This window comes from Enemella evansiae (assembly GCF_002250705.1).
Lineage (GTDB): Bacteria > Actinomycetota > Actinomycetes > Propionibacteriales > Propionibacteriaceae > Enemella > Enemella evansiae.
Genome location: NZ_NMVP01000006.1, coordinates 61,819 through 88,615 on the forward strand (window position 1 = coordinate 61,819; position 26,797 = coordinate 88,615).

Below are 26,797 nucleotides of genomic sequence, written 5' to 3' on the forward strand. Positions count from 1 at the left end.
TCGGCTCGCGCGGCGGCGCTGGAGCCCCGGCGTTCGCCGACGTCGGCTGAGCGAGCGCCAGCGAGTCGAAGCCACGTGGCCCTCAGGCGGTGGATGGCTTCGTCTCGCTCGTTCCTCGCTCGCTCAGCCGGCGTGGGGTGGAGCTCCAAGGGCTCTACTGGGTGAGGACTGGGGAGTTCCCCGGGGTGCGGCGTACGCCCGATGTGCCGCATTGCGCTTGCGCGACGGGCGAAGCGAAACCGTTATACAAGTTCCATTGACCCCGGTGACGGTGGACGCTTCGATTCTCAGAAGACCGCTCAACGGTGAGCGGGCCGACCGGGGAGGTCACCATGAAGACATCGATCGGTGCCGTGCTGCGCAGGCTGTGGGTGATTCCGGCGGTCACCGCGGTGCTCGCTGTCAGCGCCTGCGGAGGCGGAAGCCTGGGAGCCAGTACCGGCGGCGGGGGAGGTGCCGCGTCGGGGCCGGTGAAGATCGGGCTGTCGGTGCCGAAGTCGGGGGTGTACGCCTCCCTGGGTCGGGACATGGAGCAGGGTTTCAAGCTCTATCTGAACCAGAAGGGCAACAAGCTCGGTGGCAAGGACATCACCCTGGTCGAGACCGATGAGGGTTCTGGTCCGCAGACCGGCGTACCCGCGACGGAGAAGCTGATCACCCAGGACCAGGTCTCCGCGGTCGCCGGGATCGTGAACTCCGCGACCGCGGCGGGGTTGAAGAAGACCTTCGTCGAATCCAAGGTGCCGCTGGTGGTCACCAACGCCGGCTCGGACGGGCTGACCACGCCGCCCTCGGACTACATCTGGCGCTCCAGCTTCACCAACGCCGACACCGCCCGCGCCTACGGCAAGCGGGCCAAGGAGCAGCTCGGCGACGGGTCGGTCTATCTGCTCGCCGCCGACTATGCGGCCGGCAAGGAGCACCTCGAGGGCTTCAAGAAGGAGTTCACCGCGGTCGGTGGCAAGATCGCCGGCGAGGAGTACACCCCGTTCGGCACCACCACCGACTGGCAGCCCTACCTGAACAAGGTCCGCACCTCCGGTGCCAAGGCGATCTTCGTCTTCTACGCCGGCGCCGAGGCGGTCAATTTCGTCAAGCAGTACAAGCAATTCCTGGCCAATGACGGGATCGCGCTCTACAGCTCCGGTGACCTCACCGAGGGGTCGGTGCTCGATGCCCAGGGTGCCGCCGCCGACGGGCTGGAGACCTCGCTGCACTACTCCGACCAGATCGACAGCCCGCGCAACAAGGAGTTCGTGCAGGCGTACAAGGACGCCTATGGCGGTGCCTCACCGACCTCCTACTCGGTGCAGGCCTACGATGCCGCGGCGGTGTTGGACAAGGCGCTCGCGGTCGCCGACGGCACCTCGGGCGAGGCGATCGGCAAGGCACTCGGTCAGGTCGGCGACATCGACAGCCCCCGCGGCACCTGGAAGTTCAACGCCAACCACGATCCCGACCAGACCTACTACCTGCGCAAGGTCGTGATGAAGGACGGGAAGTACGTCAACTCCGTCACCGGCAGCGTGAAGCTGAGCTGAGTGGGGAGGGATGCTCATCTCGACACGCGAGCCATTGCTCCGCTCCGCTGCGCATGGCTCGCTACTCGATGGGCGTCAGAACCGCGGAACAAGAACCGTTATGCAACGCCCATTGACGCCCGCTGAGTCACGACGATTCACTCAGTGGAGATGTCGCTCAAGGGTGAGCGGCCGGGACCGGGGAGATGTAGCAACATGAGTGCATCCAGGATGGCTTCGCTGCGCCGCAGGGCGTGGGTGATTCCGGTGCTGTCGGCCGTGCTGGCCCTCAGCGCCTGTGGCGGGGGAAGCCTCGGCGGCAGCGGCGGCGGGGGAGGTGCCGCGTCGGGGCCGGTGAAGATCGGGCTGTCGGTGCCGAAGTCGGGGGTGTACGCCTCCCTGGGTCGGGACATGGAGCAGGGTTTCAAGCTCTATCTGAACCAGAAGGGCAACAAGCTCGGTGGCAAGGACATCACCCTGGTCGAGACCGATGAGGGTTCTGGTCCGCAGACCGGCGTACCCGCCACCGAGAAGCTGATCACCCAGGACCAGGTCTCCGCGGTCGCCGGCATCGTCAACTCGGCCACCGCGGCGGGGTTGAAGAAGACCTTCGTCGAATCCAAGGTGCCGCTGGTCGTCGCGAACGCCGGGGCCGATGGGCTGACCACCCCGCCCTCGGACTACATCTGGCGGACCAGCTTCAAGAACAGCGATCCGGGCCGGGCGTACGGGAAGAAGGTGAAGGAGGAACTGGGTGACGGGTCGGTCTATCTGCTCGGCGCCGACTACGCCTCCGGCAAGGAGCACCTGGCCGGATTCAAGGAATCCTTCACCGCGGCGGGCGGGCAGATCGTCGGTGAGGACTACACGCCGTTCGGCACCACCACCGACTGGCAGCCCTATCTGAACAAGGTCCGCACCTCCGGGGCGAAGGCGGTGTTCGTCTTCTACGCCGGTGCCGAGGCGGTCAATTTCGTCAAGCAGTACAAGCAATTCCTGGCTGGTGACGGCATCCAGCTGCTCAGCTTCGGTGACCTCACCGAGGGCACCGCACTGGAGGCCGAGGGGGCGGCCGCGGACGGTCTGAAGACCGTGCTGCACTACTCCGACCAGCTGGACAACCCCGCCAACCAGGCCTTCGTGAAGGCGTACGCCGACGCCTATGGCGGGGCCACCCCGACGGCGTTCTCGGTGCAGGCCTACGATGCCGCCGCCGTGCTGGACAAGGCACTGGCCGCCGCCGACGGCACCTCGGGCGAGGCGATCGGCAAGGCGCTCGGCACCGTCAGCCAGGTCGACAGCCCGCGCGGAACCTGGAAGTTCACCGCCAACCACGACCCGGACCAGACGTTCTACGAGCGGCAGGTGGTCACCAGGAACGGCAAGTTCGTGAACACCGTCCTCGGCACCGTGTCAGCGAGTTGAGCCGATGGAACTCTTCTCCGCCTATGCCGTCACCGCGGTGAACGGCCTCGCCCTCGGGGCGGTGCTGTTCATCGTGGCCATCGGCCTCTCCCTGGTCTTCGGCACGATGGACGTGCTCAACCTGGCGCACGGGTCGGTGTCGTTGATCGGCGCCTATGTCGGGGTCGCCCTGCTCGGCGGCGGCGCCTCCAGTGCGATGTCGCTGGTGGCGGTGCTGGTGGCCGCGGTGATCGGCCTGCTGGCCGGCATCCTGCTCGCCGTGCTCACCCAGTCGGTGACCAACCATCTGCGCCAGGCGATGCTCACCCTGGGTGTCGCGATGATCGTCGCCGACCTGCTGCTGATCGTCTTCGGTGCCGACGTGAAATCGGTACCGCCGCCGCCCTTCCTGAGCGGCGAGGTGCCGGTGTTCGGCGCCCCGTACCCGATCTATCGGTTGGTGATGATCGCGATCGGTCTGGTCGTCGGGATCGGGCTCTGGCTGATCCTGGAGAAGACCCGGATCGGTGCGGTGGTCCGCGCCACCGTGGCCGACCGGGCGATGGTCGAGGCCACCGGGATCCGCACCCGGCTGGTGCTGGCCGGGATCTTCGGCGGCGGCGCCGCGCTGGCCGCCGTCGGCGGTCTGATCGCGGCCCCGTTGCTCGGTGCCCAGCCCGGCAACGACGACCTGGTGCTGCTCTACGCGCTGGTGATCGTCGTCATCGGCGGTCTCGGCTCCTTCAAGGGCGCCGCGGTCGGTGCGCTGCTGGTCGGCCAGGTGCAGACCGTCGGCGTCTCGGTGCTGGCCAGCTACGCGAGCTTCCTGATGTTCGCGGTGATGGCCCTGGTGCTGCTGCTCAAGCCGGCCGGGCTGCTGCCCGCCCGACATGGGGGAGGGCACTGATGTCGACCGTCACCCGCCCCGGTGATTCCGCCCCCGCGTCGTCTCCGACCACCACGGCACCGAAACCCCGGCGGCCGCGCTGGCTGGCGCTCCCGCTGATCGTCGTCGGCATCCTGCTGCTGGTCTCGGTGCCGTTCTGGGTGGCGCCCTATCCGGTGCTGCTGCTGTCGCGGATCCTGTCCTTCGCGCTGCTGGTGATCAGCGTCGACCTGCTCACCGGTTACACCGGGCTGCCGACGCTCGGCCAGGTCGCCTACTTCGGTGCGGGCGCCTACACCGCGGGGCTCGTCGGGATCCACCTGTCCACGAACGCTTTCCTGCAACTGCTGCTCGGCACCCTGGTCGCCGCCGCGCTCGCCCTGGTCACCGGCGCCGTCGCGGTCCGCACCAACGGATTCGTCTTCTTGATGGTCACCCTGGCGATCACCGAGCTGGCCAACCGGCAGGCCGATTCGATGACCGCGGTGACCGGCGGCTCCAACGGCCTGTCCGGGATCCCGGCGGTCACCCTGACCCCCGGCGGCGAACCGCTGCGGCTGGCCGGACTGGTCTACTTCTGGGTGCTGTTCGTCTTCCTGATCGGCCTGGCGCTGGCCATCGTGCTGGTCCGTTCCCCGCTCGGCCGCTCGATGCGCGGGGTCCGCGATGCCGAATCCCGGCTGCACGCGCTCGGCCAGCGCAGCTACCCGGTGAAGCTGATGGCGTACACCTTCGCCGGTGCGATCGCCGGCATGGCCGGTACCGCCTGGACCGCACAGGCCCGCTTCTTCTCCCCCGGGGACATGGCCTTCTCGCTCGCCGCGATCGCGCTGCTCTCGGTGGTGCTCGGCGGCGCCGGCACCCTGTGGGGCCCGATCCTGGCGGCGGCGATCGTGATCTTCATCCGCGACTACGTCGGCGCGATGGTGAACGGGCACGGCGCCACCATCCTCGGCCTGCTGTTCGTGGTCGCGGTGTTCGCACTGCCGCGCGGCATCGCCGGATTGGTACGCCGACGGCGCGGGCCGACGCTCGCCGTGGCCGGTGAGGGAGACGCCGGCGTGGAAGGGGCCAAGTGATGGGCGAGACACTGCTCGAGCTGAACGGGGTGAGCCGGCACTACGGGTCGTTGAAGGCCGTCGATGACGTCAGCTTCACCGTCGAGCGCGGCGCCCGGCACGCCCTGATCGGGCCGAACGGCGCCGGCAAATCGACGCTGTTCTCGGTGATCGGCGGCGCCACCCCGGCCAGTGCCGGCACCATCGGCTTCGCCGGCCGCGACATCACCGGCCTCGACGAACCGGCCCGCGCCAGGGCCGGGCTGGTGCGCACCTTCCAGCACTCCAGCCTGTTCCTTGGCATCAGCGTGCTGGACAACGTGGTGCTCGCGGTCGAGGGCGTCGAGGGCAGCCCGAAGCGGTTCTTCCCGGTACCCGGGCGGGACGGGCGGATCAGGGAGCTGGCGGCCGAGCAATTGGCCGCGGTCGGACTGTCCGGGCGGGAGGAGCTGATCTGCGGCACCCTCTCGCACGGTGAGCGCCGCCAGCTCGAGGTGGCGATGGTGCTGGCCTGCGAGCCGACCATGGTGCTCTTCGACGAACCGGCCGCGGGCATGTCGGCGGCCGAGACGAAACGGTTCATGGAGCTGATCGAGGGGCTGCCGGAGTCCGTCACGGTGCTCATCGTCGAACACGATCTGGAAGTGGTGTTCCGGCTCGCACGGACCGTCAGCGTGCTGGCCGCCGGCCGGTTGATCGCCCACGGCAGCCCCGCCGAGATCCGCGACAACGACGAGGTCAAGGTGGCGTACCTGGGTGAATCCGAGGGTGCCGAACCGCTCTTCTACTGATGCTTTTTCTTTCCTGGAAGGGGACGCGCCGATGCTGCTCGAGGTGAGCGACCTGGTTGCGGGTTACGACGGATCGCGGGTGCTGGACGGGGTCAGCCTGTCCGTCGATGCCGGTGAGTCGGTGGCGGTGCTCGGCCGCAACGGCGTCGGCAAGACCACGCTGATCAACTCCATCATGGGTCTGGTACGCCCCAGCTCCGGCTCGGTGCGGGTCGATGGCACCGAGCTGGCCCGCCGGCTGCCGCATGCGATGGCCCGGGCCGGGGTGTCGATCGTGCCGCAGGGCCGGCGGGTCTTCTCCTCGCTGACCGTCGACGAGCATCTGGCGATCTCGGCGCGGAAGGGGGAGTGGACCCCGGCCTCGGTGCTGGCGTTGATGCCGCGGCTCGGTGAACGCCGTGGCCATCTCGGCTCCCAGCTCTCCGGCGGTGAGCAGGAGATGCTGGCGATCGGGCGTGCCCTGGTCGGCAATCCGCGGCTGCTGCTGCTCGACGAACCCTCCGACGGACTCGCCCCGACCATCGTCGCCCAGGTGGGGGAGGTGCTCACCGAGCTGGCCAGTACCGGGGTGGCGGTGCTGCTGGTGGAACAGGATCTGCGGCTCGCCTTCAAGGTCGCCCAGCGGGTGCTGGTGATGCAGAAGGGCGAGATCGTGCACCGCTCCACGGTCGCCGACTTCCGCGCCGACGGCCAACGGGCCCAGGCCCTGCTGGGTGTCGGTTGACCCGCGCGGTTCGTACGCCGGTTGAGCGACGAGGAACGAGGAGTCGAAGCCTGCGTACGGCAGGCATCGACGTCGACTCGCTGGCGCTCGCTCAGTCGACGTTCATAGACTCCTCCCATGAGCAGCAACCTGCCGATCTCCTCGCGCTACCGGACCCAGCCCGATGCGCCGGTCACCGAGGAGGAGCGCAACCAGCTCTCCACCCAGCTCAACGAGGCCTTCACCGCCGGGCAGCTGGATCAGCAGGGTTACGACGAGTTGCTGGACCGGATCTTCGGCGCCACGAAGCTGGGTGACCTGGCGCCGGTGGTGGAGCGGCTCGGCAAGCCGGCCACCCACAACGAACCGGCGATCGTGCAGCAGACACCCGGTGGGCGACCCGGTGAGTTGAGCGAGGCCCGGACACCGAGCAACCGGGCCAGCCTGGCGCTGGTCGGCGGCGTCGCCGGCGGGCTGATCCTGATCGTGCTGATCGTGCTGCTGGCCGTGCTTCTCTGAGTTGCACATCACCCAGCGGCACACCGCTCTACTGGGTAGTATGGCGCCGTGCCAAGGGACCTGATCACGTCGGCCAAGATCCGCGACCACGTGCAGCGGCTGGCCGACCTCCACCCGCCCATCCGTCTTGGTTCGGTCGATCGCACCATCCGCAACCCCCGCCTGGTGCGCGAACGCTTCGGTCACGTGCTGGAATACCTGGCCCGGGTCGAGCTCGAGGTCGACCGCAATGTGCTCGAGCTGCTCACCCTGCTGCCGCACACCCGGGAGCTGGACCGCTTCTTCTATGAGGACGTCTGGCAGCCGCAGGAGATCCAGCACGGGTTGATCATCGACCAACTCGGTCAGGATCTCGGCATGGAGCCCTCCGAGCCGATGCTGGAGGTGGAGCTGTCGATGAAGATCCTCGGCGCCCTCTCCCACCTGCCCGCCATCGGTGAGGTGACCCGGTTGCTCTACTACCTGACCGGCGCGAGCACCGAACGCCAGGCGGTGCTGGCGTACAACACCCTCAACAAGTCGCTCACCGAGATGGGCGAGGACGCCATCGCGCAGACCGTGATCGGCCCGATCAAGCAGCAGGAACCGGGCCACTTCGCCTTCTACCAGATGAGTTCCACCGAGATGATCCAGAGCGGCCGGTTGAAGCCGTGGCAGCTCTGGCTGGCCCGTCAGCTGCGGTCCATCTCCTACGGCCTGGTCGGCACCAACGGCAAGAAGGCCTACACCGCCGACATGGGCGGGGTGATGGAGAATCTCGGCATCACCCGCGACCTGGAGGCGTACGCCAAGCAGGTCGGCCGGCTGGAGGCCCGGTTGCTCTGGGCCCACCGGCAGGGGATGGAGTTCCCGCCCTACGTGCTCCGCGCGCTGCGGGAGAGCCTGGAACTGCATCGCCAGCGGGAGCAGGCGCTGGCCGCCTGATCCGGGCCCGTCCGCTGTTAGGTTTGGGCGCATGAAGCGCAAGGAGTTGCTGGGTGACGCCAGCGCCGCAGTCTATGTGCCCGCCGACGAGGCCGCCGAACTCTGGGGCAGCGACCCGGAGCGGGCCGCCGAACTCGCCGAGCGTGCCTGGCAGGCGATTCCCGAACCGCGCGACCAGTGGGTGCAGACCGGGGCCGAGGTCGCCCGTCAGTCGGCCGAGGGCGAGTTGGCCGCCGGGCATCATGAGGCTGCCGCGACGTGGCTGGAGCGCTATCGCGAGGTCGCCGACCCGGACGACCGCGGCGAACAGGCAGGGTACTGGGCCCTGGTGGGCCGGCTGTCATTGGCGATGGGCCTGCGGGAGCGGGCAGTCGAGGCGCTGGATCGCGCCGTCGCACTGAGCGGCTACTTCTACGAATTCGCCGAGCATCCGAAGCTGCTGGCGCAGTACCGGGAGTTGAAGGGATTGCCGGTCGTGCGGATGCCGGTGCCCTGGGTGACCACCGACCGCCGCGCCCCCGAGGAACTCAGCGAGAGCGCGCTTGCGCAGTTGCAGACGATCTATGACGAGGCCGCCGGCCTTGATGACCAGGAGCAGCACCGGGAGGCGCTCAAGGTCTGGGAGCGAGCCTGGGACGTGATCCCCGCCCCGACCCAGGAATGGTCCTGGTCGGCGACGATCTATGGCGGGATGGGGGAATCGCTTTACTGGCTGGCGGACTATCCGATGGCCGAGCTGGCATTCCGGTTCGCCATGCGTTGTCCCGGCGGGGATCAGCCGGTCGGTCTCGCCCGGATCGCGCAATCCATCGAGCGGGGCCGTGGGGACGCCGAGATGGCCGAGACCTACTGGTCCCGGGCCGAGGCCGATCAGCCCGGGATCCGCGAACTCGCGGCCCAGGAGGACTGAACTTCCCCGCGGGTCAGAGGTGCGGATTCTGGGAACGTCCACCGGTGTGCCGGACCGCCCCGTGCAGCTGCGTCGGCACCAACTGCATCCGCACCGGCGGGCCACCCTCGACGTGGTGCCAGGTGAAACCGGGTGGCTGCTTGAACCCCGGTTCGACCAGTCGGTTCGCGGCCGCCATGTCACCCCCGGAGGTCTTCGCCAACGGGGTCGGCAACTCCACCTCGTGCAGCGCATAACGGCCGAACTGTGGATAACCCTCGGGGGAGAACCGAACGCCCTCCGGGTACTGCTTCGCCAGTTCCGGATAGTCCTTCTCCAGCGGGAATCGCTGGCCGGCGTACTGCGAGTTGATCGGTGCCTGGCCCCCGTTCATGGAGCGGCCCCGACGCTGGGCGCGGGCCAGTTCCCGCGGGTCGAGATCCTCGGCCCGCTGGGGCTCCCGGAAGTTGGGATTGCGGTGCCCGGCGTTCTTGGGGTCCGGCGGCTTGAAGCGCGTCAGCCGTTGCTCCTTCGCGCTCCTCGACGCGGCGAGCGGGTCGGCGGCACTCTTCTTCGCCGTCTTCTTCGCGCCCTGTTCCGCGGCCTCCTTGCCGCCCTTCTTCGCCCCCTGTTTGGCGGACGCGCCGGCGGCGTCGTCGACGGTGCGCAGCAGCGGATCGACCAGGGGTTTGACGAACCCCTTGAGTGCGGTGCCCTTACCCATCGAGTTCCTCCGTCGCCAGGGTGCGCTGCCAGAACTCGGTCCAGGTGGCGGCGATCGGGGTGAGTACGCCGGGGGCGGCGGGCCCCTGGGCATCGGCGATGGTGTCGTCGCACCACCAGATCGAGCCGGCGTCGGGGCCGGTGAGCAGCAGGCATGCCGAGCCGCCGTTGCCGGAACTGGCGATCCCGAGAAACTCGGGACCGTAGTTGCGGTCGTCGCGGGCCCGGTTCTGCTGGGTGCGGATCGCCTCGATCGCGGTGTAGACGTGGTTGAAGCAGCCGGTGCCGATCGCCGGTGGCATGTCCACCCAGCTGGAGAGGTCGGCGCCGCCGACGGTGCCCAGCCAGTCCAGATAGTCCGGCGGCAGGGCGGCGCCCGCGACCTGTGGCAGCGCGGCCAACTCCTCAGTGGTGGCCGGCCCGAGCGCGACGAACTGCATGCCGACGAGCGTAGAGGCAGTGGCGGTCGTCTCGGTCGTCTCGCAGGGAGGAACCATCCGCGCGCCCGGCCGACGCAAGATTTGGGCGTACGCCAAGGGTGACGTAGTATTGCACGTCGGTCACCCACGCCGGGTGATCGGTCGTGCGATTCGTCGAATTCGTCCATCCGGACTTCCCGACAGATTGAGAGTACATGTCGAAGAAAGAGGGCTTCCTCGAGATGGAGGGCACCGTGGTCGAGGCGCTGCCCAACGCGATGTTCCGCGTTGAGCTGGCCAATGGTCACAAGGTGCTCGCCCAGATCAGTGGCAAGATGCGGCAGCACTACATCCGCATCCTTCCGAGCGACCGAGTGGTCGTGGAGATCTCTGCCTACGACCTGAACCGCGGCCGAATCGTCTACCGGCACAAGTGACCGACAGTCCGGCCGATCCCATGCCCTTCGTGGTCGGGGTCGGTCAATCACCACTCACAGGTGTGTCCGACCTCGGGCATGCCCAGAATCGATAGGAAGCTCAGCAATGAAGGTTCAGCCGAGCGTCAAGAGGATCTGCGACAAGTGCAAGGTGATCCGCCGGCACGGTCGCGTGATGGTGATCTGCGAGAACCCGCGGCACAAGCAGCGCCAGGGCTGAGTCCCTGGCGTGAGCCCGAAAGGCCCGGCGTACGCCGAGTCGACAGGTTTACGCTTTCGCGCTGGGGGCGGACGGCCCGCAGAGCACCCTTGACAACTCAATAGCAACGACAACTCAATAACCACCAACGTGGTGCCAATCCCGGGGGAGCGATCCCCCGGGGCCCACGCCCGGACGGAGGCCGGGCCCGGCGTACGAATCAGAAGGTACGCCGGACGCACCACGCCAGAGACCTCCGCGGCTCGTGGATCAGCGCCCTTGGAACCGGCGCCACGAACCGGACCCGAAGGGACTGCTGAAATGGCACGCCTCATGGGTGTCGACCTCCCGCGCGAGAAGCGCCTCGAGGTCGCACTTACCTACATCTTCGGCGTGGGTCGCACCCGCGCCCTGGAGACCCTGGACGCCACGGGGATCAGTGGCGACACCCGCGTCCGCGACCTGAGCGACGACCAGCTCGTCCAGCTGCGTGACCACATCGACGCGAACTACCAGACCGAGGGTGACCTCCGTCGTGAGGTCGCCGCCGATATCCGCCGCAAGATCGAGATCGGCTCGTACCAGGGCCGTCGGCACCGCGCCGGGCTCCCGGTGCACGGTCAGCGCACCCGGACCAACGCCCGCTCCCGCAAGGGCAAGCGCAAGGCCGTGGCCGGCAAGAAGAAGAAGTAACGGACGCACCAGGGAGATCTGAACAGATATGGCTACCGCAGGACGCGGCGCCGCCAAGAAGGTGCGCCGCAAGGAGAAGAAGAACGTCGTGGCCGGACAGGCCCACATCAAGTCGACGTTCAACAACACGATCATCTCGATCACCGACCCCAACGGGCACGTGATCTCATGGGCCTCCGCCGGCACCGTCGGCTTCAAGGGCTCGCGCAAGTCGACCCCGTTCGCCGCCCAGATGGCCGCCGAGGCCGCCGGGCGTCGTGCCATGGAGCACGGCATGAAGAAGGTCGACGTGTTCGTCAAGGGCCCCGGTTCCGGCCGGGAGACCGCCATCCGCTCGCTCGGCGCCATCGGCCTCGAGGTGGGTGCCATCGCCGATGTCACCCCCGTGCCGCACAACGGCTGCCGTCCGCCCAAGCGCCGTCGCGTCTGATCGCGGAGAACAGGAGAAACTGACATGGCTCGTTACACCGGTCCCATGACCAAGAAGTCGCGTCGCCTGGGCTCCGACCTGGTCGGCAACGACAAGGCCTTCGAGCGCCGCCCCTACCCGCCCGGCATGCACGGCCGGGGTCGCACCAAGGACTCCGAGTACGCCCTGCAGTTGCGCGAGAAGCAGAAGGCTCGCTACACCTACGGCGTGCTGGAGAAGCAGTTCCGCCGCTACTACGAGGAAGCACACCGCGTCACCGGCAAGACCGGTGACATCCTGCTGCAGATCCTCGAGTCGCGACTGGACAACGTCATCTACCGCGCCGGTTTCGCGGCCACCCGCCGCCAGGCCCGCCAGATGGTGGTCCACGGTCACTTCCTGGTCAACGGCCAGAAGGTGAACATCCCCTCGTTCCGCGTCTCCGCCCACGACATCATCGATGTCAAGGACAAGTCGCTGAACCTGCACCCGCTGGTCGTCGCCCGCGAGACCCACGGCGAGCGCGAGGTACCGGCCTGGCTCGAGGCCCGGCCGAACCAGATGCGGATCCTGGTGCACCAGCTGCCCACCCGGCAGCAGATCACCGTCGACGTTCAGGAACAGCTGATCGTCGAGCTCTACTCCAAGTGAGTCGAGGGCGGGGGCCGGTTGGTCCCCGCCACCCGCCGGGGGCTTCTCGCCCCCGGCGGATCCACCTCTTGCCATCAAATAGCGGTTGGCACGAAAGGAAGAACAACACATGCTCATTGCCCAGCGGCCCACGCTGTCCGAAGAGGTCGTCGACGACAACCGGTCCCGGTTCGTCATCGAGCCCCTCGAGCCCGGTTTCGGCTACACCCTCGGCAACTCGCTGCGTCGCACCCTGCTGTCGTCCATCCCGGGCGCCGCGGTGACCAGCATCAAGATCGACGGCAACCTGCACGAGTTCTCGACCATCGAGGGCGTCGTGGAGGATGTCACCGAGATCATCCTCAACCTCAAGGCCCTGGTCGTCTCCTCCGAGGAGGACGAGCCGGTGGTCATGTACCTCCGCAAGGCCGGTGCCGGTGCGGTCACCGCCGCCGACATCGCCCCGCCCGCCGGGGTCGAGGTGCACAACCCCGAGCTGCACATCGCCACCCTCAACGACAACGGCAAGCTCGAGATGGAGCTCGTCGTCGAGCGTGGCCGTGGCTACGTCTCCGCGGTGCAGAACAAGTCCGGCGACCACGAGATCGGCCGGATCCCGGTCGACTCGATCTACTCGCCGGTGCTCAAGGTCACCTACAAGGTCGAGGCCACCCGTGTCGAGCAGCGCACCGACTTCGACAAGCTCGTCGTCGACGTCGAGACCAAGCCCGCGATCCGTCCCCGGGACGCCGTCGCGAGCGCCGGGCGTACCCTCGTCGAGCTCTTCGGCCTGGCCCGTGAGCTCAACCTGGAGGCCGAGGGCATCGAGATCGGCCCGTCCCCGGTGGACGAGCAGCTCGCTGCCGACCTGGCCCTGCCGGTCGAGGACCTGAACCTCACCGTCCGGTCCTACAACTGCCTCAAGCGCGAGGGCATCCACACCGTCTCCGAGCTGGTGTCCCGCTCCGAGCAGGACCTGCTCGACATCCGCAACTTCGGCTCCAAGTCGATCGACGAGGTCAAGCTGAAGCTGCACGAGATGGGTCTGTCGCTCAAGGACTCCGCCCCCGGCTTCGACCCGCTCGGTGCGGTGGGTCGCTACGACGAGGACGACGAGGACGGCGACCAGGACTTCGCCGAGACCGAGCAGTACTGAGCCTCCCGGCCCGAAACAGATTTGGAGATAGAGAATGCCGAAGCCAACCAAGGGTCCGCGGCTGGGCGGTTCGCCCGCGCACGAGCGGATCATCCTGGACAACCTGGCCAGCCAGCTCTTCGAGCACGGCCGGATCACCACCACCGAGGCACGGGCCAAGCGGGTCCGTCCGCTGGCGGAGAAGCTGATCACCAAGGCCAAGCGCGGTGACCTGCACGCCCGCCGGCTGGCCGCCACCCACATCCGGGACAAGGGTGTGCTGCACATCCTGTTCGCCGAGATCGCGCCGGCCGTCGCCGACCGCGAGGGCGGTTACACCCGGATCACCAAGGTCGGTCCCCGCAAGGGCGACAACGCCCCGATGGCGATCATCGAGGTGATCACCGACCCGGTCAGCGCCAAGGCGCCGAAGAAGGCCGCGGCGAAGCCGGCCAAGGTCGCCGACACCAAGGCCGAGGAGAAGGCCGCCGTCGACACCGAGGCCGGTGAGGCCCAGGCCGACGGTTCGTACAAGGGCGACAACCCGCCCGCCGGTTACGACATCAAGGGCAATGAGGACTCGATGAAGTTCCACACCCCCGAGTCGCCGTGGTACGACCGCACCGTCGCCGAGGTCTGGTTCAACTCCGCCGAGGCCGCCGAGAAGGCCGGCTTCGTCAACGCGGTGAAGGACAAGGACGCCGACGAGGACAAGGCCGAGGCCAAGGACTCCGACGAGGCCTGAGTCTCAGCAGACCGACGGCGCCCGTCCCCAGCAGGGGGCGGGCGCCGTTCGTTTTCCCGATCGCCGCGAATGATCATGGAATATCCGGGCCTTCACCTGCAAACATACGTATGCCAGTACGAATATTCCATGATCATTCCTTGGCGCGGATCTCGGTTCGCTGGGGCCGACTACCCTTGGCCGGGTGAGTGAACCTGACCGCCTGCGGATCGCCCAGCTGGCGAACTTCGTGGGTCCGGTCTCCGGTGGCATGCGCCAGGCCATCGAGAGCCTCGGTGCCGGCTATGTGGACGCCGGGCACGAGCGGATCCTGGTGGTCCCCGGTGAGAAGGACCGCACCACCGAGACCGAACGCGGGATCGTGGTCGAGGTCGCCTCCCCCCATCTGCCCAACTCGGCGTACCGGATGATCGCCCAACCGTGGCGCGCGCTGGCGGTGTTGGATCGCTTCGCGCCGACCAGCGTCGAGGTCTCCGACAAGTGGACGCTGTCGCCGGTCGCCGGCTGGGCGCGGCGCCGCGGTGTCGGTTCGATCCTGTTCAGCCACGAACGCCTGGACGCCATGCTCGGGCTCTGGCTGCGCCGTCAGTTCGGCGTCGAGACCGCCGTCGGCGCACTGAACCGCAGGCTGGCGCAATCCTTCGACGCGGTGGTGGTCACCAGCCAGTACGCGGCCGATGAGTTCCACAACACCGGCGCCAACCTGGTCAAGGTCCCGCTCGGTGTCGATCTGCGGACCTTCAACCCCGACAAGGGATCCCCGGCCGACGACGACACTCTCAAGCTCTGCTATGTGGGTCGGTTGAGCCGGGAGAAGAGCCCGCACCTGGCGGTCGCCGGGGCGGTCGAGGTGCATCGTCGCGGTCTGCCGGTACGCCTCGACGTCTACGGTGACGGGCCCCATCTGGACGAGCTGCGCGAGATCGCCGGCGATGCCCCGGTTTCCTTCCACGGTTACCTTTCCGGCCGGGAGGCCGTGGCCGAGGCGTACGCCGACGCCGACGTCTCGCTGTCGGTCTGCCCGGCCGAGACCTTCGGGTTGGCGGTGCTGGAGGCGCTGGCGACCGGTACGCCGGTGGTCACCTCCGACCGTGGTGGCGCGCGGGAACTGGTCGATGAGAGCTGCGGTGAGTGGGGAGCGCCGGACCCGATGGGCATCGCCGACGCGATCGAGCGGATGGCCGGCCGGCCCCGTGCCGCGACCCGGCACAGCGCCCGGCAGCGGGCCGAGAGCTACGACTGGAACACATCGGTGCAGCGGATGCTGCAGCTGCACCAGGAGCTGGCCCGACGGGCGCCGTACCAGTCCCTGTGGCGGGACCGGGTACGCGGCCGACTGGCCAGGCGGGAACGAGGGGATCGATCATGAGTTGGAAGAAGTGGGCGCTGGCCGCGGGTGCGGCCGGGGCGGCGGTGGCGCCACTGGTGCTCCAGGCCCCGCGCGCATTGCGCGCCCAACCCGATGGCGTGCACACCATCCGGGATGCGATCTGGGTCAGCCGGAACAGCGGGTTGTCCGGCTGGGAGCTGGTCGAGTTCGCCCGCTCGCTGGTGCACCGCAAGTTCACCCGCTACTCGATCCTGAACCTCTGGGAGACCCCCGGGCTCGCCTTCCGGAACTCCCGCGGTTATGCCAACCAGTACAACGGCGCGCTCGCTGAAATCCTGGAGGCATTGGGATTCCAGGTCGAACGGGTCTTCGCCACCCGGGTCCGCCAGGACATCAACCCCTGGTGGCGGATGGGGCACAGCTGGCTGCGGGTGACCATCGACGGCCGCACCCTGGACGTCTGTGCCTCCCGGGCCAACGCCGGGCCGGGTGAGGTCGAGTTCATCCCGGTCACCGAGGTGCTGCCGTTCCGGACGATGACCTACTGGAACACCAACAACGGGATGATCCTGTTCACGGTGTTCGCCTGCTGGAAGGCGACCCTCACCCGCAAACCCCTCCCGCGCTGGATGTACCGCGAGTTCGGCAGCAAGGTCGAGGACGACTAGTACGCACCTCGAGTAGGTCGCGTAGCGACCGTGTCGAGAGGTGCTGGTGTCGTGGGTTCATCTCGACACGCTGCCCCGGCTCCGCTTCGCTGCGCCGGGCCAGCTACTCGATGAACGTGGTGGGGGTCGCTGCGCCGGGTCAGCTACTCGATGAGCGTCAGCGCTGGCGGCGGGCCAGGCGGATGCCGATCAGCAGGGCAGTGACCGCGCCGGCGGCGAGGGCGACCTTCCTGATCGTTCCGCGTTTTCCCTGCACCGGTGCGGATTCCGGCTGCTGTTCGTCCAACAGGGTCACCGTACCGGCCTCACCGTCGAGGGCGAGCCGGTCGCCGGTCTTGATCCGTGCGGTGGCCACCGTGGTACCGAGCACGGCCGGGATGGCGTATTCGCGGGCCACGATCGAGGAGTGACTCAGCGGGCCGCCGATATCGGTGACCACGCCGGCGGCGAGCGCGAAGAGCGGCGTCCAGGCCGGGGTGGTGATCGCCGCGACCAGGATCTCCCCGGGCTGCATTCCGGAGAAGTCCTCCGGCCCGTGCACCACCCGGGCGGTGCCGGTCACCCGGCCGCCGCTCGCCCCGGTGCCGCGCAGCACCGCACCGGACTGGTCACCCATCACCGAGGGCATGAAGTTGTCCCAGACGTGCCACAGCGAGCGATCCGGCACGATCGCCGGTGGCGTCACCCGGCGCCGGCCGCGCCACTCCCGACGACGCTCGGCCACCTCCTGCTGGGCCGGCCGGGGCGTACGCCCGGCGTCCAGCTCGGCGGCGGCCCGCTCCAACTCGGCCAGCCGCAACCAGTGGACGTCCTCGGCCCCCTCCAGCACCCCGGCGGCGACCAACCGCCGCCCGAGCTCGGCGGCGTACGCCCGTGCGGTCGGCCAGCCCAGTCCGATGTCGGCCAGTGAGTCCTCGCGTACCGGGCCCATCTCGTTGGCGTTCTGCAACAGGCGTTGGAAGAGCGTGCGCCGGGTGCCCCGCAGCCGGCCCAGGACCTGGTCGATGGCCGCCTTCCGGTTCGTCGCGAGTCGATTCCGGCGTTGCACCGGTGACGCATCGGTCCCGGACAGATAGAAGCGCAGCGCATCGAGCACCGGTGCGGGATTGTCGGCGGCCACCGGATTCATCAGATCCAGGTTGTAGACGGCGTGCCCGAAGCGATCCAGATGCGCATCGAACAGTCGCCGGAACTCCGCCCAGTCGGCCTCGTCGACGCCGGCGGGCGCCGCGTCCCCCAGCTCCACCTCGGTGCGCCCCAGCGCTGCCGCCAGTGCCGGGCGCCCGGCCGCCCAACGGGCCAGCTCGTAGACCGACTGATCGGCGCGCAACGGCGCGGAATCCAGTCCCAGCAGGAAATCCTCGGCCCGCGGATCACCCGGCCGCTTCACCACCCGGTCATAGAAACCGGTGAACAGCAACTCGCTGGTGACCGCCTCGGGGATGATCGTCTGCACCGAGGTGTAGTAGGCGAAGCCGGCGCCGACCAGCTCCTCGATGCCGGCCAGCAACTCGCTCGCCGACAGCCCACCGGGATCCTGCTCGCGCCGGCGCCGTACCACCGCGGCATAACGCGGCCGGAACAGCTGCTGCCGCTTCTCCCGGCCGAGCTGGCTGAAGATCAGCTTGCTGGCGAACGGCAGCACCGGCAACACCTTCACGAACAGCGAATTCCCGTAACCGTAGTAGGCGAACCCGTTGATCGTGACGAACGAGATGTCCTTGGCGGTGAAGAACTTCTGCGGCCCGAAGAAGCTGTTGATGGTCCCGATCATTCCCGGTACCACGAGCTTCTCGGCGAGATCGGCGAACAGGGTGGACAGCGGATTCGGCAACTGCTCGGTGATGCTGGCCCGCATGAACACGTCGTGCCGCGCGGGCACCGGCCACTCGGTCGGCGCCTCCCCGGTCTCCTCCGGCAGCGCGGTGATCGGCCGCGACTGCACCAGCCACGGCGTGCCGTCGGTGTCGATGGCCCACTCCAGATCCTGCGGGGGGCCGAAGTGATCCGCCGCCCGCCGCCCCAGTTCAGCCAACCCGGCCGCCGCCGCGTCGTCCAGTACGGGCGCATCGCGCCGGTCGGACGGTGTCGCCTCCTCGCGTACGCCGGAATCGGTGCGCACCGTGTGGATCTGCTTGCTGGCGGTGTTGCGTTCGATCACCCGGCCGTCGCGCAGCACCAGGTCGTCGGTGCTGACGCTGCCGGAGACGACCGACTCGCCGAGCCCCCAGGCGGCGGAGATCAACGTCTCATCGGTACGCCCGTTGGTCGGGTTCGCGGTGAACATCACCCCCGCCGAGCGGGCGTCGACGAGCCGCTGCACCACCACGGCCAGGGCGAGGTCGCCGGTCACCCGGTGGGCGGCGCGATAGGCGATCGCGCGCGGGCTCCACAGCGATGCCCAGCAGTCGCGCACCGCCTGCAGCAGCGCGGAATCCCCGCGTACGTTGAGAAAGGTCTCCTGTTGCCCGGCGAAGGACGCCTCGGCGAGATCCTCCGCGGTGGCCGAGGAGCGCACCGCGACGGCGACCTGGTCGCCGAGCCGGGCGTGCGCCCCGCGCAGCGCCGTCTGGATCGCCGGCGGCAGCTCACCGCCGGTGAACAGGGCGGTGATAGCGGCCGAGGCGGCGTCGGGATCACCGGCGGCCAGCAGCTCGTCGATGCGCGGCTGCAGCCCATTGCTGGTGACGAATTCGGTGTAGGCGTCGGTCGTCAGCACGAAGCCGTCCGGGACCGGCAGGTCGGCGGCGAGCAGCTCGCCGAGGTTCGCGCCCTTGCCACCGGCGACCGTCAGGTCGTCGCGTCGCAGGGTGTTCAGGTCGCGTGTGTACAGCATTTCTGCACTCTAGACCCGGACGCGAACGGGGCCGGCCCAGGTGGGCCGGCCCCGTGCGGGCAGTGCGTTCGGCTGGGTCAGCCGGCGGACTCAGTAGTCGATCTGCGCGGCCTTGGCCTGCGACAGCCGGTCGGCGGCGTCGGCCCAGTTGACGACGTTCCACCAGGCGGTCACGTAGTCGGCCTTGACGTTCTTGTACTGCAGGTAGAACGCGTGCTCCCACATGTCGATCTGCACGATCGGCAGCTGGCCGGCCGGCAGGTTGCCCTGCTGGTCGAAGAGCTGCTGGATGTTCAGCCGCTTGCCGAGGGTGTCCCAGACCAGCATCGACCAGCCGGAGCCCTGGATGCCCAGCGCGTTCGCCTGGAACTGGCCCTTGAAGCCCTCGAAGGAGCCGAAGAACTCGTTGATCGCGTCGCCCAGCTCGCCGTCGGGCTCACCGCCGCCGTCGGGGGACATGTTCTTCCAGAAGACGGAGTGGTTGACGTGGCCGCCGAGGTTGAAGGCGAGATCCTTCTCGAACTGGTTGATCGTCGCGAAGTCGCCCTTCGCCCGGGCCTCCTCCAGCTTCTCGACCGCGGTGTTCGCGCCCTTGACGTAGGTGGCGTGGTGCTTGTCGTGGTGCAGCTGCATGATCTCGGCCGAGATGGCCGGCTCCAGCGCGCTGTAGTCGTAGGGGAGATCCGGAAGTGTGTAGGTCATGATGCTCCTTGTCCTTTCGCAGGCCTGACCTGATCCACTCTAGGTGGCGGGGTACGCCGACCCGCCGGGGGGTCTGCCGGGTCGAGACGGGGAATAAAGAAGGGCCCGCCAGTGTTCTGGCGGGCCCTCCGAGTCGTTGGTGTACGACAGATCAGCGGGTGACATCCTTGCCGGCGTCCTTGATGTTCTCGCCGGCCTGCTTGATGCCGCCCTTGGCCTGATCGCCCTTGCCCTCGGCCTCGAGGCGCTCGTTACCGGTGGCCTTGCCGGCGCCTTCCTTGATCTTGCCGCCGGCCTTGTCGGCCGCATTCTGCATCTTGTCGCCCAGTCCCATGCTGTACCTCCTAGATCGGCCAGCGGCGAGGTTCGCCGCGGTATGTGCACATTATGCCCACATGTCGATACGGGTAACCGTTGGGGTGGGCGCGTGTCAGGCGACCCGGGTGACCGCGAAGACGCGGAACCCCTTCGCCGAGGCGAGCCGCTCGCAGCCGTACCCCTGCTCGATCAGCCAGCGCTGCAGGGAGTCCGCGCCGAGGTTGCGGCCCACCACCAGGTACGCCGTCCCCTCCCTGCTCAGCCGGGGCAGCCAGTCGAGCAGCAGTTCGTGCAACGCGTCCTTGCCGATCCGGATCGGGGGATTGGACCAGATCTCGTCATACTCCGCCTCGGGATCGGCCTGCTCGGGCAGCATCGGCCGGACCCGGTCGCCGACCCCGGCCGCGGCGGCGTTCTCGGCGCAGAGCGCGAGCGCGCGCTCGTTTGTGTCGACGGCGTCCACCACGGCGCCGGGGGAGTGGTCGGCCAGCGCCACCGCGATCGGGCCCCAGCCGCAGCCCAGGTCGAGCAGCCGGGTCGCGGCGGTCGGCGGGGCGACGGTACGCAGCAGTACTGCCGTGCCCAGGTCCAGCCCGTCGGCGGAGAACACCCCGTTCGCGGTCTGGAATTCATAGTCGGTGTCGAAGATCCGCGCGCCGACCGTACGCCGCTTCTCCGGCCCGTCCGGGGTGCGGAAGTAGTGCTCGCTCACGACAGCTCCCGTCTCGATCGGGCCTCGGTGGCCCGCGCGGCCAGCAGGTCGTCGGTGGGGTAGCCGACCTCCTCCAGGCACAGTCCGTGCGCCGGCAGCACCGGCACGCTGCTCTCCCGGTGCGGGGTGGCCAGCACCCCGCGCAGCCAGTCCAGATCGCGCCGGCCGCTGCCCACACTGGTCAGCGCGCCCATCAGCGACCGGACCATCGAGTGGCAGAACGCGTCCGCGCGCACCGTGTACGCCACCCGCGGCCCCTCGCGGACCGCCGAGAGTTCCAGCAGGGTACGGATCGTGGTCGCCCCCTCGCGGCGTTTGCAGAAGGCCGCGAAGTCGTGCAGCCCGAGCAACAGCTCCCCGGCCGCATTCATCGCGTCCACGTCGAGCCGATCACGCATCGACAGCACATGGTCGGTGAGCAGCGGATCCGGCGTACCGGAATCGTCGAAGCGGTAGACGTAACGGCGCCAGATCGCGGCGAAGCGGGCATCGAAACCCGGCGGTGCCGGCGAGACCCGGCGTACCACCAGATCCGGTGGCAGCACCCGGGAAAGCCTGTGTTGCAAGGAATCGGTGTCGACCTCGACCGGCAGATCGAGATGGGCGACCTGGCCGCGGGCATGCACCCCGGCATCGGTACGCCCGGCGACGACCAGCTCGACCGGGTCGGTCAGCCGCAGTACCCGCGGGATCCAGTCCTGCAGAACGCCCTGCACGGTGCGCCGGTTCGGCTGGGCTGCCCAACCCGAGAAATCCCTGCCGTGGTAGGAGATGTCGAGCCGCCACCTGTTGGTCGTCACGGTCGGCTCCGATAGGCCAGCTCGGTCACCGCGCGCCCTGCGGCCACCCCCCGCCGTTCGTACTTGGTCTCCGGCCGCGGAACCAGATCGCCGGAATCGGTGCCCTGGTTGACAAGGCGCGGATGCGGATCGAGCACCTCGCGGCAGTGTTCGGCGTAGTCGGCCCAGTCGGTGGCGATCCGCCACAGCCCACCGGGGACCAGCCGGTCGGCCACCAGATCGGCGAACTCGGTCGAGACCAGCCGCCGCTTGTGGTGCCGGGTCTTGTGCCAGGGATCGGGGAAAAAGGTCCACAGCTCGCTCACCGACCCGGTGCCGAACAACCGAGTCAGGCCCTCGACGCCGTTGGCGTCGACCAGGCGGACATTCTCGATCCCGGCCTGCTGCAGCTTGATCATCGTCGAGGCGAGCGCGGGCCGGAACACCTCGAAGGCGACATGGTCGCGCTCCGGGGCGGCGCCGGCCATCGCGACCAGCGAGTCCCCGGTCCCGGAGCCGATCTCCACCACCAGCTCGGCCCTGCGGCCGAAGACCGCAGGCCAGTCCACGGCCGCGGATGCGGCGATCGAGGTGCTGGTCGCCGCCCGCGGGACCTCGACCAGATACCGCTCCCGGTTGGCCCAGGCGCGCTCCTGGCTGGGGTTCATCCGGGTGCTCCGGCGCACGAAGGAGACCACCTCGCGGTGGGTGCGCTGTTCGGGGCCGGTCATGGGGGCAGACTCTAGCGACCCGGCGCCTCGGCAACCCGGCTGCGATCGGCTTGCCGGTGGGCACCACAATGGGAGCATGAAGACACTGCTGAACCTGATCTGGCTGATCACCGGAGGCATCTGGCTGTCGCTGAGCTATTTCCTGTTCGGCCTGATCGCCTGTGTGTTCATCATCACCATTCCGATGGGGATCGCCTCGTTCCGGATGGCGTCCTATGCGCTCTGGCCGTTCGGGCGGACCGTCATCCAGAAGCCCGGCGCCGGCACCGGTTCGGCGATCGCCAACATCATCTGGTTCGTGGTGGCCGGGCTCGGTATCGCCGCCACCCACATCACCACCGCCATCGCTCAGGCGGTGACGATCATCGGCATCCCGCTGGCGATCGCGAATGTGAAGATGATCCCGATCACCTGCTTCCCGTTCGGCAAGGACATCGTCGATTCGCGCAGTGTGCCGCCGGGGAGTGTGCCGCTCATCTCAATTTGACCAGTTGGTCACCCGCTGGGTCGCGGGTCTGGGGGCCGCGCGTGCGATCCATCGCCCGGAACGTGGTCACGAGCAGGTCTCGGGGGACGTTAGGGTAAGCCGCGAAGAGCCATACACCAAGGGAGAAATATGTCGAACGACGACGTTGCGGTGCTCCAGGACGGCGAGTTCCGTGTCGAGTTGCCGGTCACCCCGGCCACCGAGGGCAACAGCGGCTACGGCATCGCCGCACTGATGAAGACCACCGGGAACACCACCCTGGACCCGGGCTTCACGAACACGGCGTCCTGCCGTTCGGCGATCACCTACATCGACGGCGATGCGGGCATCCTGCGTTACCGCGGTTACCCGATCGACCAGTTGGCCGAGCAGTCCAACTTCCTCGAGGTGGCCTGGCTGGTCATCAAAGGTGAGTTGCCGACCGCCGCCGAGCTGAAGGACTTCACCGACCAGATCCTCGCCCAGCGCGAGATCGACCCCGAGGTGAAGAACCTGTTCAAGGCCTTCCCCCGGGACACCCACCCGATGGCGATGCTGTCGGCCGGCATCATGGTCCTCGAGTCCTACAACCAGGACGCCGTCGCGGTGCGCGACGAGAAGCAGGTCGAGGCCGCGACCGTGCGCCTGATGGCGCAGGTACCGACGCTGGCGGCGTACATCTTCCGCTATGTCACCAACCAGGAGTTCATCGAGGTCGACCCGAAGCTCGGCTACGTCGAGAACTTCCTGCGGATGTGCTTCGGCGACTCGGTCGATGAGAAGCAGGTCAAGGCGATGGACACCCTGCTGGTGCTGCACGCCGAGCACGAGCAGAACTGCTCCACCTCCACCGTGCGGCTGGTCGGCTCCGCGGACACCAACATCTTCGCCTCGATCGCCGCCGGCGTGAACGCGCTGTGGGGCCCGCGGCACGGCGGCGCCAACCAGGCGGTGCTGGAGATGCTGAGCGCGATCCACGAGTCGGACAACGACACCGCGACCTTCATGGAGAAGGTGAAGAACAAGGAGGACGGGGTCAAGCTGATGGGCTTCGGCCACCGGGTCTACAAGAACTACGACCCCCGTGCGGCCATCGTGAAGAAGCACACCGACGAGATCCTCGCCGACACCGACAACGAGCTGCTGGACATCGCCAAGGGCCTGGAGGAGGTCGCCCTCAACGACGACTACTTCAAGTCCCGCAAGCTCTACCCGAACGTCGACTTCTACACCGGCCTGATCTATGCCGCGTTCGGCTTCCCGATGAACTACTTCACCGTGCTCTTCGCGCTCGGCCGGCTGCCCGGCTGGATCGCGCAGTGGCGCGAGATGATGGTCGACCCCGACAACAAGATCGGCCGCCCGCGGCAGGTCTACATCGGCGAGACCGAGCGGGACTACGCCAAGAAGGACTGACCTCGGCTGTCCGAGCGAGAAGGGCCGTCTCCCGGCAGGGAGGCGGCCCGTCTGCGTACCCGGCCGATTTGCCCGAAGCGCCCTCGGGGGCGTACATTCATCTGCTGTTGCGCTCGGTCGCAAACGGGAGAGATTCGCCGCGAATCCCTTCGTCTGTCCGAAACTCTGGTTTCGAGATGCGGTGCCGTCTCCGGCGCGATCTCGTGCCGTCGAGGCCAGGGCACCGGGTGCTGAACCGCCAGCCGCTGAGAAATCAGCCCGAACGAAGAAGGTTCTACGTGTCCACGTACAGCCCCAAGCCCGGCGAGGTCGACCGCAACTGGGTCGTCATCGACGCCTCCGACGTGGTGCTGGGTCGCCTCGCCACCACCGCCGCCACCCTGCTGCGCGGCAAGCACAAGCCGACCTTCGCCCCGCATGTCGACGGTGGCGATTTCGTGGTCGTCGTCAACGCCTCCAAGATCTCGCTGTCGGGCCACAAGCGCACCGACAAGATGGCCTACCGGCACTCCGGTCGCCCGGGTGGCCTCAAGCAGACCCCCTACGGCGAACTGCTGGATCACGATCCGCGCAAGGCCGTCGAGCTCGCGGTCTGGGGCATGATGCCCAAGAACAAGCTGAGCCGGAAGCTGATGAAGAAGCTCAAGGTGTACGCCGGTCCGGAGCACCCGCACACCGCCCAGCAGCCGCAGCCGTACCAGATCACCCAGATCGCCCAGTGAACCCGGGAGAACCGCAGATGTCTGAGAACACCACCGAGAACGAGACCCTCGACGGCGTCACCCCGTTCACCGAGGGCGAGCGCGAGATCAGCTACCGCTCCGAGGCCGGCGCCGCATCCGCCGCGCAGGCCACCGAGCGGCCCGCCGTGGTCGCCCCCGGCCAGGCCACCGGCCGCCGCAAGGAGGCCATCGCCCGCGTCCGGATCGTCCCCGGTTCCGGCCAGTGGACCATCAACGGCCGCGCGCTGGATGACTACTTCCCGAACAAGGTGCACCAGCAGATCGTCTCCGAGCCCTTCGCGACCGCCCAGGTCGACGGCTCCTACGACGTGATCGCCCGCATCCACGGCGGCGGCATCACCGGCCAGGCCGGTGCACTGCGGCTCGGCGTGGCCCGCGCCCTGAACGCGGTGGACGCCGAGGCGTCCCGCCCGTCGCTGAAGAAGGCCGGCATGCTGACCCGCGATGCGCGGATCAAGGAACGCAAGAAGGCTGGCCTGAAGAAGGCCCGCAAGGCGCCGCAGTACAGCAAGCGCTGATCGGCGGAGCGCTGCCTTGGGCCGCCTGTTTGGTACCGATGGAGTCCGCGGTCGGGCGAATGTCGACCTGACCGCGGAACTCGCGCTGGACCTGTCCGTCGCCGCTGCCCACGTGCTGGGCGAGGCCGGGGTCTTCCGCGCCGCTCGACCGATCGCACTGGTGGGCCGCGACCCGCGCGCCTCCGGGGAATTCCTGGAGGCCGCGGTGATCGCCGGCCTGGCCAGCGCCGGGGTCGATGTGGTGCGCCTCGGCGTCGTCCCCACGCCGGGGGTGGCGTACCTGGTGAACAGCACCCGCGCCGAGCTCGGCGTGATGCTGTCGGCCAGTCACAACCCGATGCCCGACAACGGGATCAAGTTCTTCTCCCGTGGTGGGGCGAAGCTCGATGATGTCGTCGAGGATGCGATCGAGTCCCGGATGCGGGAGCAGTGGCAGCGTCCGGTGGGGGCCGATGTGGGCCGGGTACGCCCGGACTACGACCTGGTCGAGCGGTATGTCGAGCATCTGGTCGGCAGCCTGGCCGGGGTACGCCTGGACGGCATCCATGTGGTCGTCGACTGCGCCAACGGTGCGGCCTTCCACACCGCCGTGGCGGCGTTCGAGAACGCCGGTGCGCAGGTGACCGCGATCCACGCGGCACCGGACGGTACGAACATCAACAAGGATTCCGGCTCCACCCATCTGGGTGACCTGCAGGCCGCGGTGGTGGAACACGGTGCCGACCTCGGGATCGGCCTGGACGGCGACGCCGATCGCTGCCTGGCGGTGGATGCCGCCGGCAACATCGTCGACGGTGACCAGGTGCTGGCGATCCTCGCGGTGGCGATGAAGCAGGCCGGCAAGCTGGTCAACGACACCGTGGTGGCCACCGTGATGAGCAACCTCGGCTTCGTCCGGGCGATGCGCGAGCACGGCATCACCGTCGACCAGACCAAGGTCGGCGACCGCTACGTGCTCGAGTCGATGAAGGCCAACGGCTTCACCCTCGGCGGTGAGCAGTCCGGGCACGTGGTGATGAGCGAGTTCGCCACCACCGGTGACGGGGTGCTCACCGGGCTGCACCTGATGGCCCAGATGGCGGTCGCCGGGCAGTCGCTGGCCGAGCTGGCGTCGGTGATGACCCGGATGCCGCAGGTGCTGGTGAACGTGTCCGGGGTGGACAAGTCCCGTGCCGGTATCCACCCCGACCTGGTCCAGGCCGTGCAGGCCGCCTCCCGCGATCTGGGGGACTCCGGGCGGGTGCTGCTGCGTCCGTCGGGTACCGAACAGCTGGTCCGGGTGATGGTCGAGGCCGACAGCCACGACCGGGCCCAGCGGGTCGCCGACCATCTCGCCGGGAAGGTACGCGAGTACCTGACGCTCTGAGCGCGAGTTGTGCACAGGCGTTCGCCGGGCTCGGGTTCTCCACAGGGCGGGCCGCGAGCCCGAACGATTCGGCGCCTCGGTCCCCATGGTGCTGCATGGGGCAGCGGGCGCAGGTGCAGCAACTTCTG

31 protein-coding genes are annotated in these 26,797 nt (G+C 68.5%); 23 read left to right on the forward strand and 8 right to left on the reverse strand.

From position 1 onward, the window contains the following. Positions 1–332 precede the first annotated feature (332 nt). The 9 genes from BI335_RS06580 (at position 333) to BI335_RS06620 (ending at position 8,715) form a co-directional block, all read left to right on the forward strand. A complete protein-coding gene (locus BI335_RS06580; protein WP_141212387.1) occupies positions 333–1,541 on the forward strand; it encodes an ABC transporter substrate-binding protein in 1,209 nt (402 codons plus the stop codon). A gap of 195 nt (positions 1,542–1,736) precedes the next feature. Continuing rightward, positions 1,737–2,945: an ABC transporter substrate-binding protein gene (locus tag BI335_RS06585; RefSeq protein ID WP_166646860.1), complete on the forward strand. Its 1,209-nt coding sequence runs from the start codon at positions 1,737–1,739 to the stop codon at positions 2,943–2,945. Positions 2,946–2,949: 4 nt separating this feature from the next. Then, complete coding sequence (locus tag BI335_RS06590) at positions 2,950–3,831, forward strand: branched-chain amino acid ABC transporter permease (protein WP_094429973.1); 882 nt, start codon at positions 2,950–2,952, stop codon at positions 3,829–3,831. Next, entirely contained in the window at positions 3,831–4,889 is a 1,059-nt protein-coding gene (locus tag BI335_RS06595; RefSeq protein ID WP_094427399.1) for a branched-chain amino acid ABC transporter permease, read from the forward strand. Before BI335_RS06590 ends, BI335_RS06595 begins: the two co-directional genes overlap by 1 nt. Further along, positions 4,889–5,659 carry an ABC transporter ATP-binding protein gene (locus tag BI335_RS06600; protein ID WP_094429974.1) on the forward strand — a complete coding sequence of 257 codons (771 nt, stop codon included), beginning with the start codon at positions 4,889–4,891 and terminating at the stop codon, positions 5,657–5,659. Before BI335_RS06595 ends, BI335_RS06600 begins: the two co-directional genes overlap by 1 nt. A gap of 43 nt (positions 5,660–5,702) precedes the next feature. After that, positions 5,703–6,383, forward strand: coding sequence for an ABC transporter ATP-binding protein (locus tag BI335_RS06605; RefSeq protein WP_208109360.1), 681 nt, complete (start codon positions 5,703–5,705; stop codon positions 6,381–6,383). 117 nt (positions 6,384–6,500) lie between these two features. Next, the gene (locus BI335_RS06610; RefSeq protein WP_094359773.1) at positions 6,501–6,881 is read left to right on the forward strand and encodes a DUF1707 SHOCT-like domain-containing protein; all 381 of its coding nucleotides are present in this window, start codon (positions 6,501–6,503) and stop codon (positions 6,879–6,881) included. A 48-nt stretch (positions 6,882–6,929) separates the two neighbouring features. Further along, positions 6,930–7,805: a GTP-binding protein LepA gene (locus tag BI335_RS06615; RefSeq protein WP_094400052.1), complete on the forward strand. Its 876-nt coding sequence runs from the start codon at positions 6,930–6,932 to the stop codon at positions 7,803–7,805. A 31-nt stretch (positions 7,806–7,836) separates the two neighbouring features. Further along, positions 7,837–8,715: a hypothetical protein gene (locus tag BI335_RS06620; RefSeq protein WP_094429975.1), complete on the forward strand. Its 879-nt coding sequence runs from the start codon at positions 7,837–7,839 to the stop codon at positions 8,713–8,715. A gap of 13 nt (positions 8,716–8,728) precedes the next feature. On the opposite strand, the gene BI335_RS21005 is transcribed toward BI335_RS06620, so the two are convergent. Both BI335_RS21005 and BI335_RS21010 read right to left on the reverse strand, forming a co-directional pair. Continuing rightward, positions 8,729–9,418: an HNH endonuclease gene (locus BI335_RS21005; RefSeq protein WP_166646861.1), complete on the reverse strand. Its 690-nt coding sequence runs from the start codon at positions 9,416–9,418 to the stop codon at positions 8,729–8,731. After that, positions 9,411–9,857: an SMI1/KNR4 family protein gene (locus BI335_RS21010; protein ID WP_166646862.1), complete on the reverse strand. Its 447-nt coding sequence runs from the start codon at positions 9,855–9,857 to the stop codon at positions 9,411–9,413. Before BI335_RS21010 ends, BI335_RS21005 begins: the two co-directional genes overlap by 8 nt. Positions 9,858–10,051: 194 nt before the next feature. Between BI335_RS21010 and infA the strand changes: the two genes are divergently transcribed. The 9 genes from infA (at position 10,052) to BI335_RS06670 (ending at position 16,082) form a co-directional block, all read left to right on the forward strand. Next, positions 10,052–10,273 carry a translation initiation factor IF-1 gene (gene infA, locus BI335_RS06630; RefSeq protein ID WP_094359779.1) on the forward strand — a complete coding sequence of 74 codons (222 nt, stop codon included), beginning with the start codon at positions 10,052–10,054 and terminating at the stop codon, positions 10,271–10,273. 106 nt (positions 10,274–10,379) lie between these two features. After that, complete coding sequence (gene rpmJ / locus BI335_RS06635; protein WP_013862061.1) at positions 10,380–10,493, forward strand: 50S ribosomal protein L36; 114 nt, start codon at positions 10,380–10,382, stop codon at positions 10,491–10,493. A gap of 300 nt (positions 10,494–10,793) precedes the next feature. Next, positions 10,794–11,165 (forward strand): 30S ribosomal protein S13, encoded by a 372-nt coding sequence (gene rpsM, locus BI335_RS06640; RefSeq protein WP_094359781.1) that lies wholly within the window; start codon positions 10,794–10,796, stop codon positions 11,163–11,165. Positions 11,166–11,193: 28 nt separating this feature from the next. Beyond that, complete coding sequence (gene rpsK / locus BI335_RS06645) at positions 11,194–11,595, forward strand: 30S ribosomal protein S11 (protein ID WP_094359783.1); 402 nt, start codon at positions 11,194–11,196, stop codon at positions 11,593–11,595. 24 nt (positions 11,596–11,619) lie between these two features. Then, a complete protein-coding gene (gene rpsD / locus BI335_RS06650) occupies positions 11,620–12,225 on the forward strand; it encodes a 30S ribosomal protein S4 (protein ID WP_094359785.1) in 606 nt (201 codons plus the stop codon). Between the two features lie 109 nt (positions 12,226–12,334). Beyond that, positions 12,335–13,360, forward strand: a complete 1,026-nt coding sequence (locus BI335_RS06655) for a DNA-directed RNA polymerase subunit alpha (RefSeq protein ID WP_094359787.1) — start codon at positions 12,335–12,337, stop codon at positions 13,358–13,360. A 34-nt stretch (positions 13,361–13,394) separates the two neighbouring features. Beyond that, complete coding sequence (gene rplQ, locus BI335_RS06660) at positions 13,395–14,084, forward strand: 50S ribosomal protein L17, sunset domain variant (RefSeq protein WP_094429976.1); 690 nt, start codon at positions 13,395–13,397, stop codon at positions 14,082–14,084. A gap of 250 nt (positions 14,085–14,334) precedes the next feature. Beyond that, the gene (locus BI335_RS06665) at positions 14,335–15,453 is read left to right on the forward strand and encodes a glycosyltransferase (protein WP_094429997.1); all 1,119 of its coding nucleotides are present in this window, start codon (positions 14,335–14,337) and stop codon (positions 15,451–15,453) included. Further along, positions 15,450–16,082, forward strand: a complete 633-nt coding sequence (locus BI335_RS06670) for a hypothetical protein (RefSeq protein ID WP_094429977.1) — start codon at positions 15,450–15,452, stop codon at positions 16,080–16,082. Before BI335_RS06665 ends, BI335_RS06670 begins: the two co-directional genes overlap by 4 nt. A 157-nt stretch (positions 16,083–16,239) precedes the next feature. Here the strand turns inward: BI335_RS06670 and BI335_RS06675 are convergent, their stop codons facing one another. The 6 genes from BI335_RS06675 to trmB form a co-directional block, all read right to left on the reverse strand. Beyond that, positions 16,240–18,918 (reverse strand): PEP/pyruvate-binding domain-containing protein, encoded by a 2,679-nt coding sequence (locus BI335_RS06675; RefSeq protein ID WP_094429978.1) that lies wholly within the window; start codon positions 18,916–18,918, stop codon positions 16,240–16,242. A gap of 90 nt (positions 18,919–19,008) precedes the next feature. After that, the gene (locus BI335_RS06680) at positions 19,009–19,623 is read right to left on the reverse strand and encodes a superoxide dismutase (protein ID WP_094429979.1); all 615 of its coding nucleotides are present in this window, start codon (positions 19,621–19,623) and stop codon (positions 19,009–19,011) included. 148 nt (positions 19,624–19,771) lie between these two features. Beyond that, entirely contained in the window at positions 19,772–19,954 is a 183-nt protein-coding gene (locus tag BI335_RS06685) for a CsbD family protein (RefSeq protein WP_094429980.1), read from the reverse strand. Between the two features lie 96 nt (positions 19,955–20,050). Further along, positions 20,051–20,650 carry a class I SAM-dependent methyltransferase gene (locus tag BI335_RS06690; protein WP_094429981.1) on the reverse strand — a complete coding sequence of 200 codons (600 nt, stop codon included), beginning with the start codon at positions 20,648–20,650 and terminating at the stop codon, positions 20,051–20,053. Then, positions 20,647–21,450, reverse strand: coding sequence for a tRNA pseudouridine(38-40) synthase TruA (gene truA / locus BI335_RS06695; protein WP_094429982.1), 804 nt, complete (start codon positions 21,448–21,450; stop codon positions 20,647–20,649). Before truA ends, BI335_RS06690 begins: the two co-directional genes overlap by 4 nt. Continuing rightward, a complete protein-coding gene (gene trmB / locus BI335_RS06700; RefSeq protein WP_094429983.1) occupies positions 21,447–22,160 on the reverse strand; it encodes a tRNA (guanosine(46)-N7)-methyltransferase TrmB in 714 nt (237 codons plus the stop codon). Before trmB ends, truA begins: the two co-directional genes overlap by 4 nt. A gap of 76 nt (positions 22,161–22,236) precedes the next feature. Here trmB and BI335_RS06705 point away from each other — a divergent pair, with 76 nt between their 5' ends. The 5 genes from BI335_RS06705 (at position 22,237) to glmM (ending at position 26,669) form a co-directional block, all read left to right on the forward strand. Next, positions 22,237–22,647, forward strand: coding sequence for a YccF domain-containing protein (locus BI335_RS06705; RefSeq protein WP_094429984.1), 411 nt, complete (start codon positions 22,237–22,239; stop codon positions 22,645–22,647). A 129-nt stretch (positions 22,648–22,776) separates the two neighbouring features. After that, complete coding sequence (locus BI335_RS06710) at positions 22,777–24,042, forward strand: citrate synthase (protein ID WP_094429985.1); 1,266 nt, start codon at positions 22,777–22,779, stop codon at positions 24,040–24,042. Between the two features lie 278 nt (positions 24,043–24,320). Continuing rightward, positions 24,321–24,764, forward strand: a complete 444-nt coding sequence (gene rplM / locus BI335_RS06715; protein WP_094359809.1) for a 50S ribosomal protein L13 — start codon at positions 24,321–24,323, stop codon at positions 24,762–24,764. Between the two features lie 17 nt (positions 24,765–24,781). After that, positions 24,782–25,303: a 30S ribosomal protein S9 gene (gene rpsI / locus BI335_RS06720; protein WP_094359811.1), complete on the forward strand. Its 522-nt coding sequence runs from the start codon at positions 24,782–24,784 to the stop codon at positions 25,301–25,303. A gap of 16 nt (positions 25,304–25,319) precedes the next feature. Next, complete coding sequence (glmM, locus tag BI335_RS06725; RefSeq protein WP_094429986.1) at positions 25,320–26,669, forward strand: phosphoglucosamine mutase; 1,350 nt, start codon at positions 25,320–25,322, stop codon at positions 26,667–26,669. The last annotated feature ends 128 nt before the right edge of the window (positions 26,670–26,797 follow it).

Excerpts from the sequence above, each read along its gene's own strand:
- BI335_RS06580 (WP_141212387.1), top strand. The coding sequence starts at position 333 with ATGAAGACATCGATCGGTGCCGTGCTGCGCAGGCTGTGGGTGATTCCG.
- BI335_RS06585 (WP_166646860.1), top strand. The coding sequence starts at position 1,737 with ATGAGTGCATCCAGGATGGCTTCGCTGCGCCGCAGGGCGTGGGTGATT.
- BI335_RS06590 (WP_094429973.1), top strand. The coding sequence starts at position 2,950 with ATGGAACTCTTCTCCGCCTATGCCGTCACCGCGGTGAACGGCCTCGCC.
- BI335_RS06595 (WP_094427399.1), top strand. The coding sequence starts at position 3,831 with ATGTCGACCGTCACCCGCCCCGGTGATTCCGCCCCCGCGTCGTCTCCG.
- BI335_RS06600 (WP_094429974.1), top strand. The coding sequence starts at position 4,889 with ATGGGCGAGACACTGCTCGAGCTGAACGGGGTGAGCCGGCACTACGGG.
- BI335_RS06610 (WP_094359773.1), top strand. The coding sequence starts at position 6,501 with ATGAGCAGCAACCTGCCGATCTCCTCGCGCTACCGGACCCAGCCCGAT.
- BI335_RS06620 (WP_094429975.1), top strand. The coding sequence starts at position 7,837 with ATGAAGCGCAAGGAGTTGCTGGGTGACGCCAGCGCCGCAGTCTATGTG.
- BI335_RS21005 (WP_166646861.1), bottom strand. The coding sequence starts at position 9,418 with ATGGGTAAGGGCACCGCACTCAAGGGGTTCGTCAAACCCCTGGTCGAT.
- BI335_RS21010 (WP_166646862.1), bottom strand. The coding sequence starts at position 9,857 with ATGCAGTTCGTCGCGCTCGGGCCGGCCACCACTGAGGAGTTGGCCGCG.
- infA (WP_094359779.1), top strand. The coding sequence starts at position 10,052 with ATGTCGAAGAAAGAGGGCTTCCTCGAGATGGAGGGCACCGTGGTCGAG.
- rpmJ (WP_013862061.1), top strand. The coding sequence starts at position 10,380 with ATGAAGGTTCAGCCGAGCGTCAAGAGGATCTGCGACAAGTGCAAGGTG.
- rpsM (WP_094359781.1), top strand. The coding sequence starts at position 10,794 with ATGGCACGCCTCATGGGTGTCGACCTCCCGCGCGAGAAGCGCCTCGAG.
- rpsK (WP_094359783.1), top strand. The coding sequence starts at position 11,194 with ATGGCTACCGCAGGACGCGGCGCCGCCAAGAAGGTGCGCCGCAAGGAG.
- rpsD (WP_094359785.1), top strand. The coding sequence starts at position 11,620 with ATGGCTCGTTACACCGGTCCCATGACCAAGAAGTCGCGTCGCCTGGGC.
- BI335_RS06655 (WP_094359787.1), top strand. The coding sequence starts at position 12,335 with ATGCTCATTGCCCAGCGGCCCACGCTGTCCGAAGAGGTCGTCGACGAC.
- rplQ (WP_094429976.1), top strand. The coding sequence starts at position 13,395 with ATGCCGAAGCCAACCAAGGGTCCGCGGCTGGGCGGTTCGCCCGCGCAC.
- BI335_RS06665 (WP_094429997.1), top strand. The coding sequence starts at position 14,335 with ATGCGCCAGGCCATCGAGAGCCTCGGTGCCGGCTATGTGGACGCCGGG.
- BI335_RS06670 (WP_094429977.1), top strand. The coding sequence starts at position 15,450 with ATGAGTTGGAAGAAGTGGGCGCTGGCCGCGGGTGCGGCCGGGGCGGCG.
- BI335_RS06675 (WP_094429978.1), bottom strand. The coding sequence starts at position 18,918 with ATGCTGTACACACGCGACCTGAACACCCTGCGACGCGACGACCTGACG.
- BI335_RS06685 (WP_094429980.1), bottom strand. The coding sequence starts at position 19,954 with ATGGGACTGGGCGACAAGATGCAGAATGCGGCCGACAAGGCCGGCGGC.
- trmB (WP_094429983.1), bottom strand. The coding sequence starts at position 22,160 with ATGACCGGCCCCGAACAGCGCACCCACCGCGAGGTGGTCTCCTTCGTG.
- BI335_RS06705 (WP_094429984.1), top strand. The coding sequence starts at position 22,237 with ATGAAGACACTGCTGAACCTGATCTGGCTGATCACCGGAGGCATCTGG.
- BI335_RS06710 (WP_094429985.1), top strand. The coding sequence starts at position 22,777 with ATGTCGAACGACGACGTTGCGGTGCTCCAGGACGGCGAGTTCCGTGTC.
- rpsI (WP_094359811.1), top strand. The coding sequence starts at position 24,782 with ATGTCTGAGAACACCACCGAGAACGAGACCCTCGACGGCGTCACCCCG.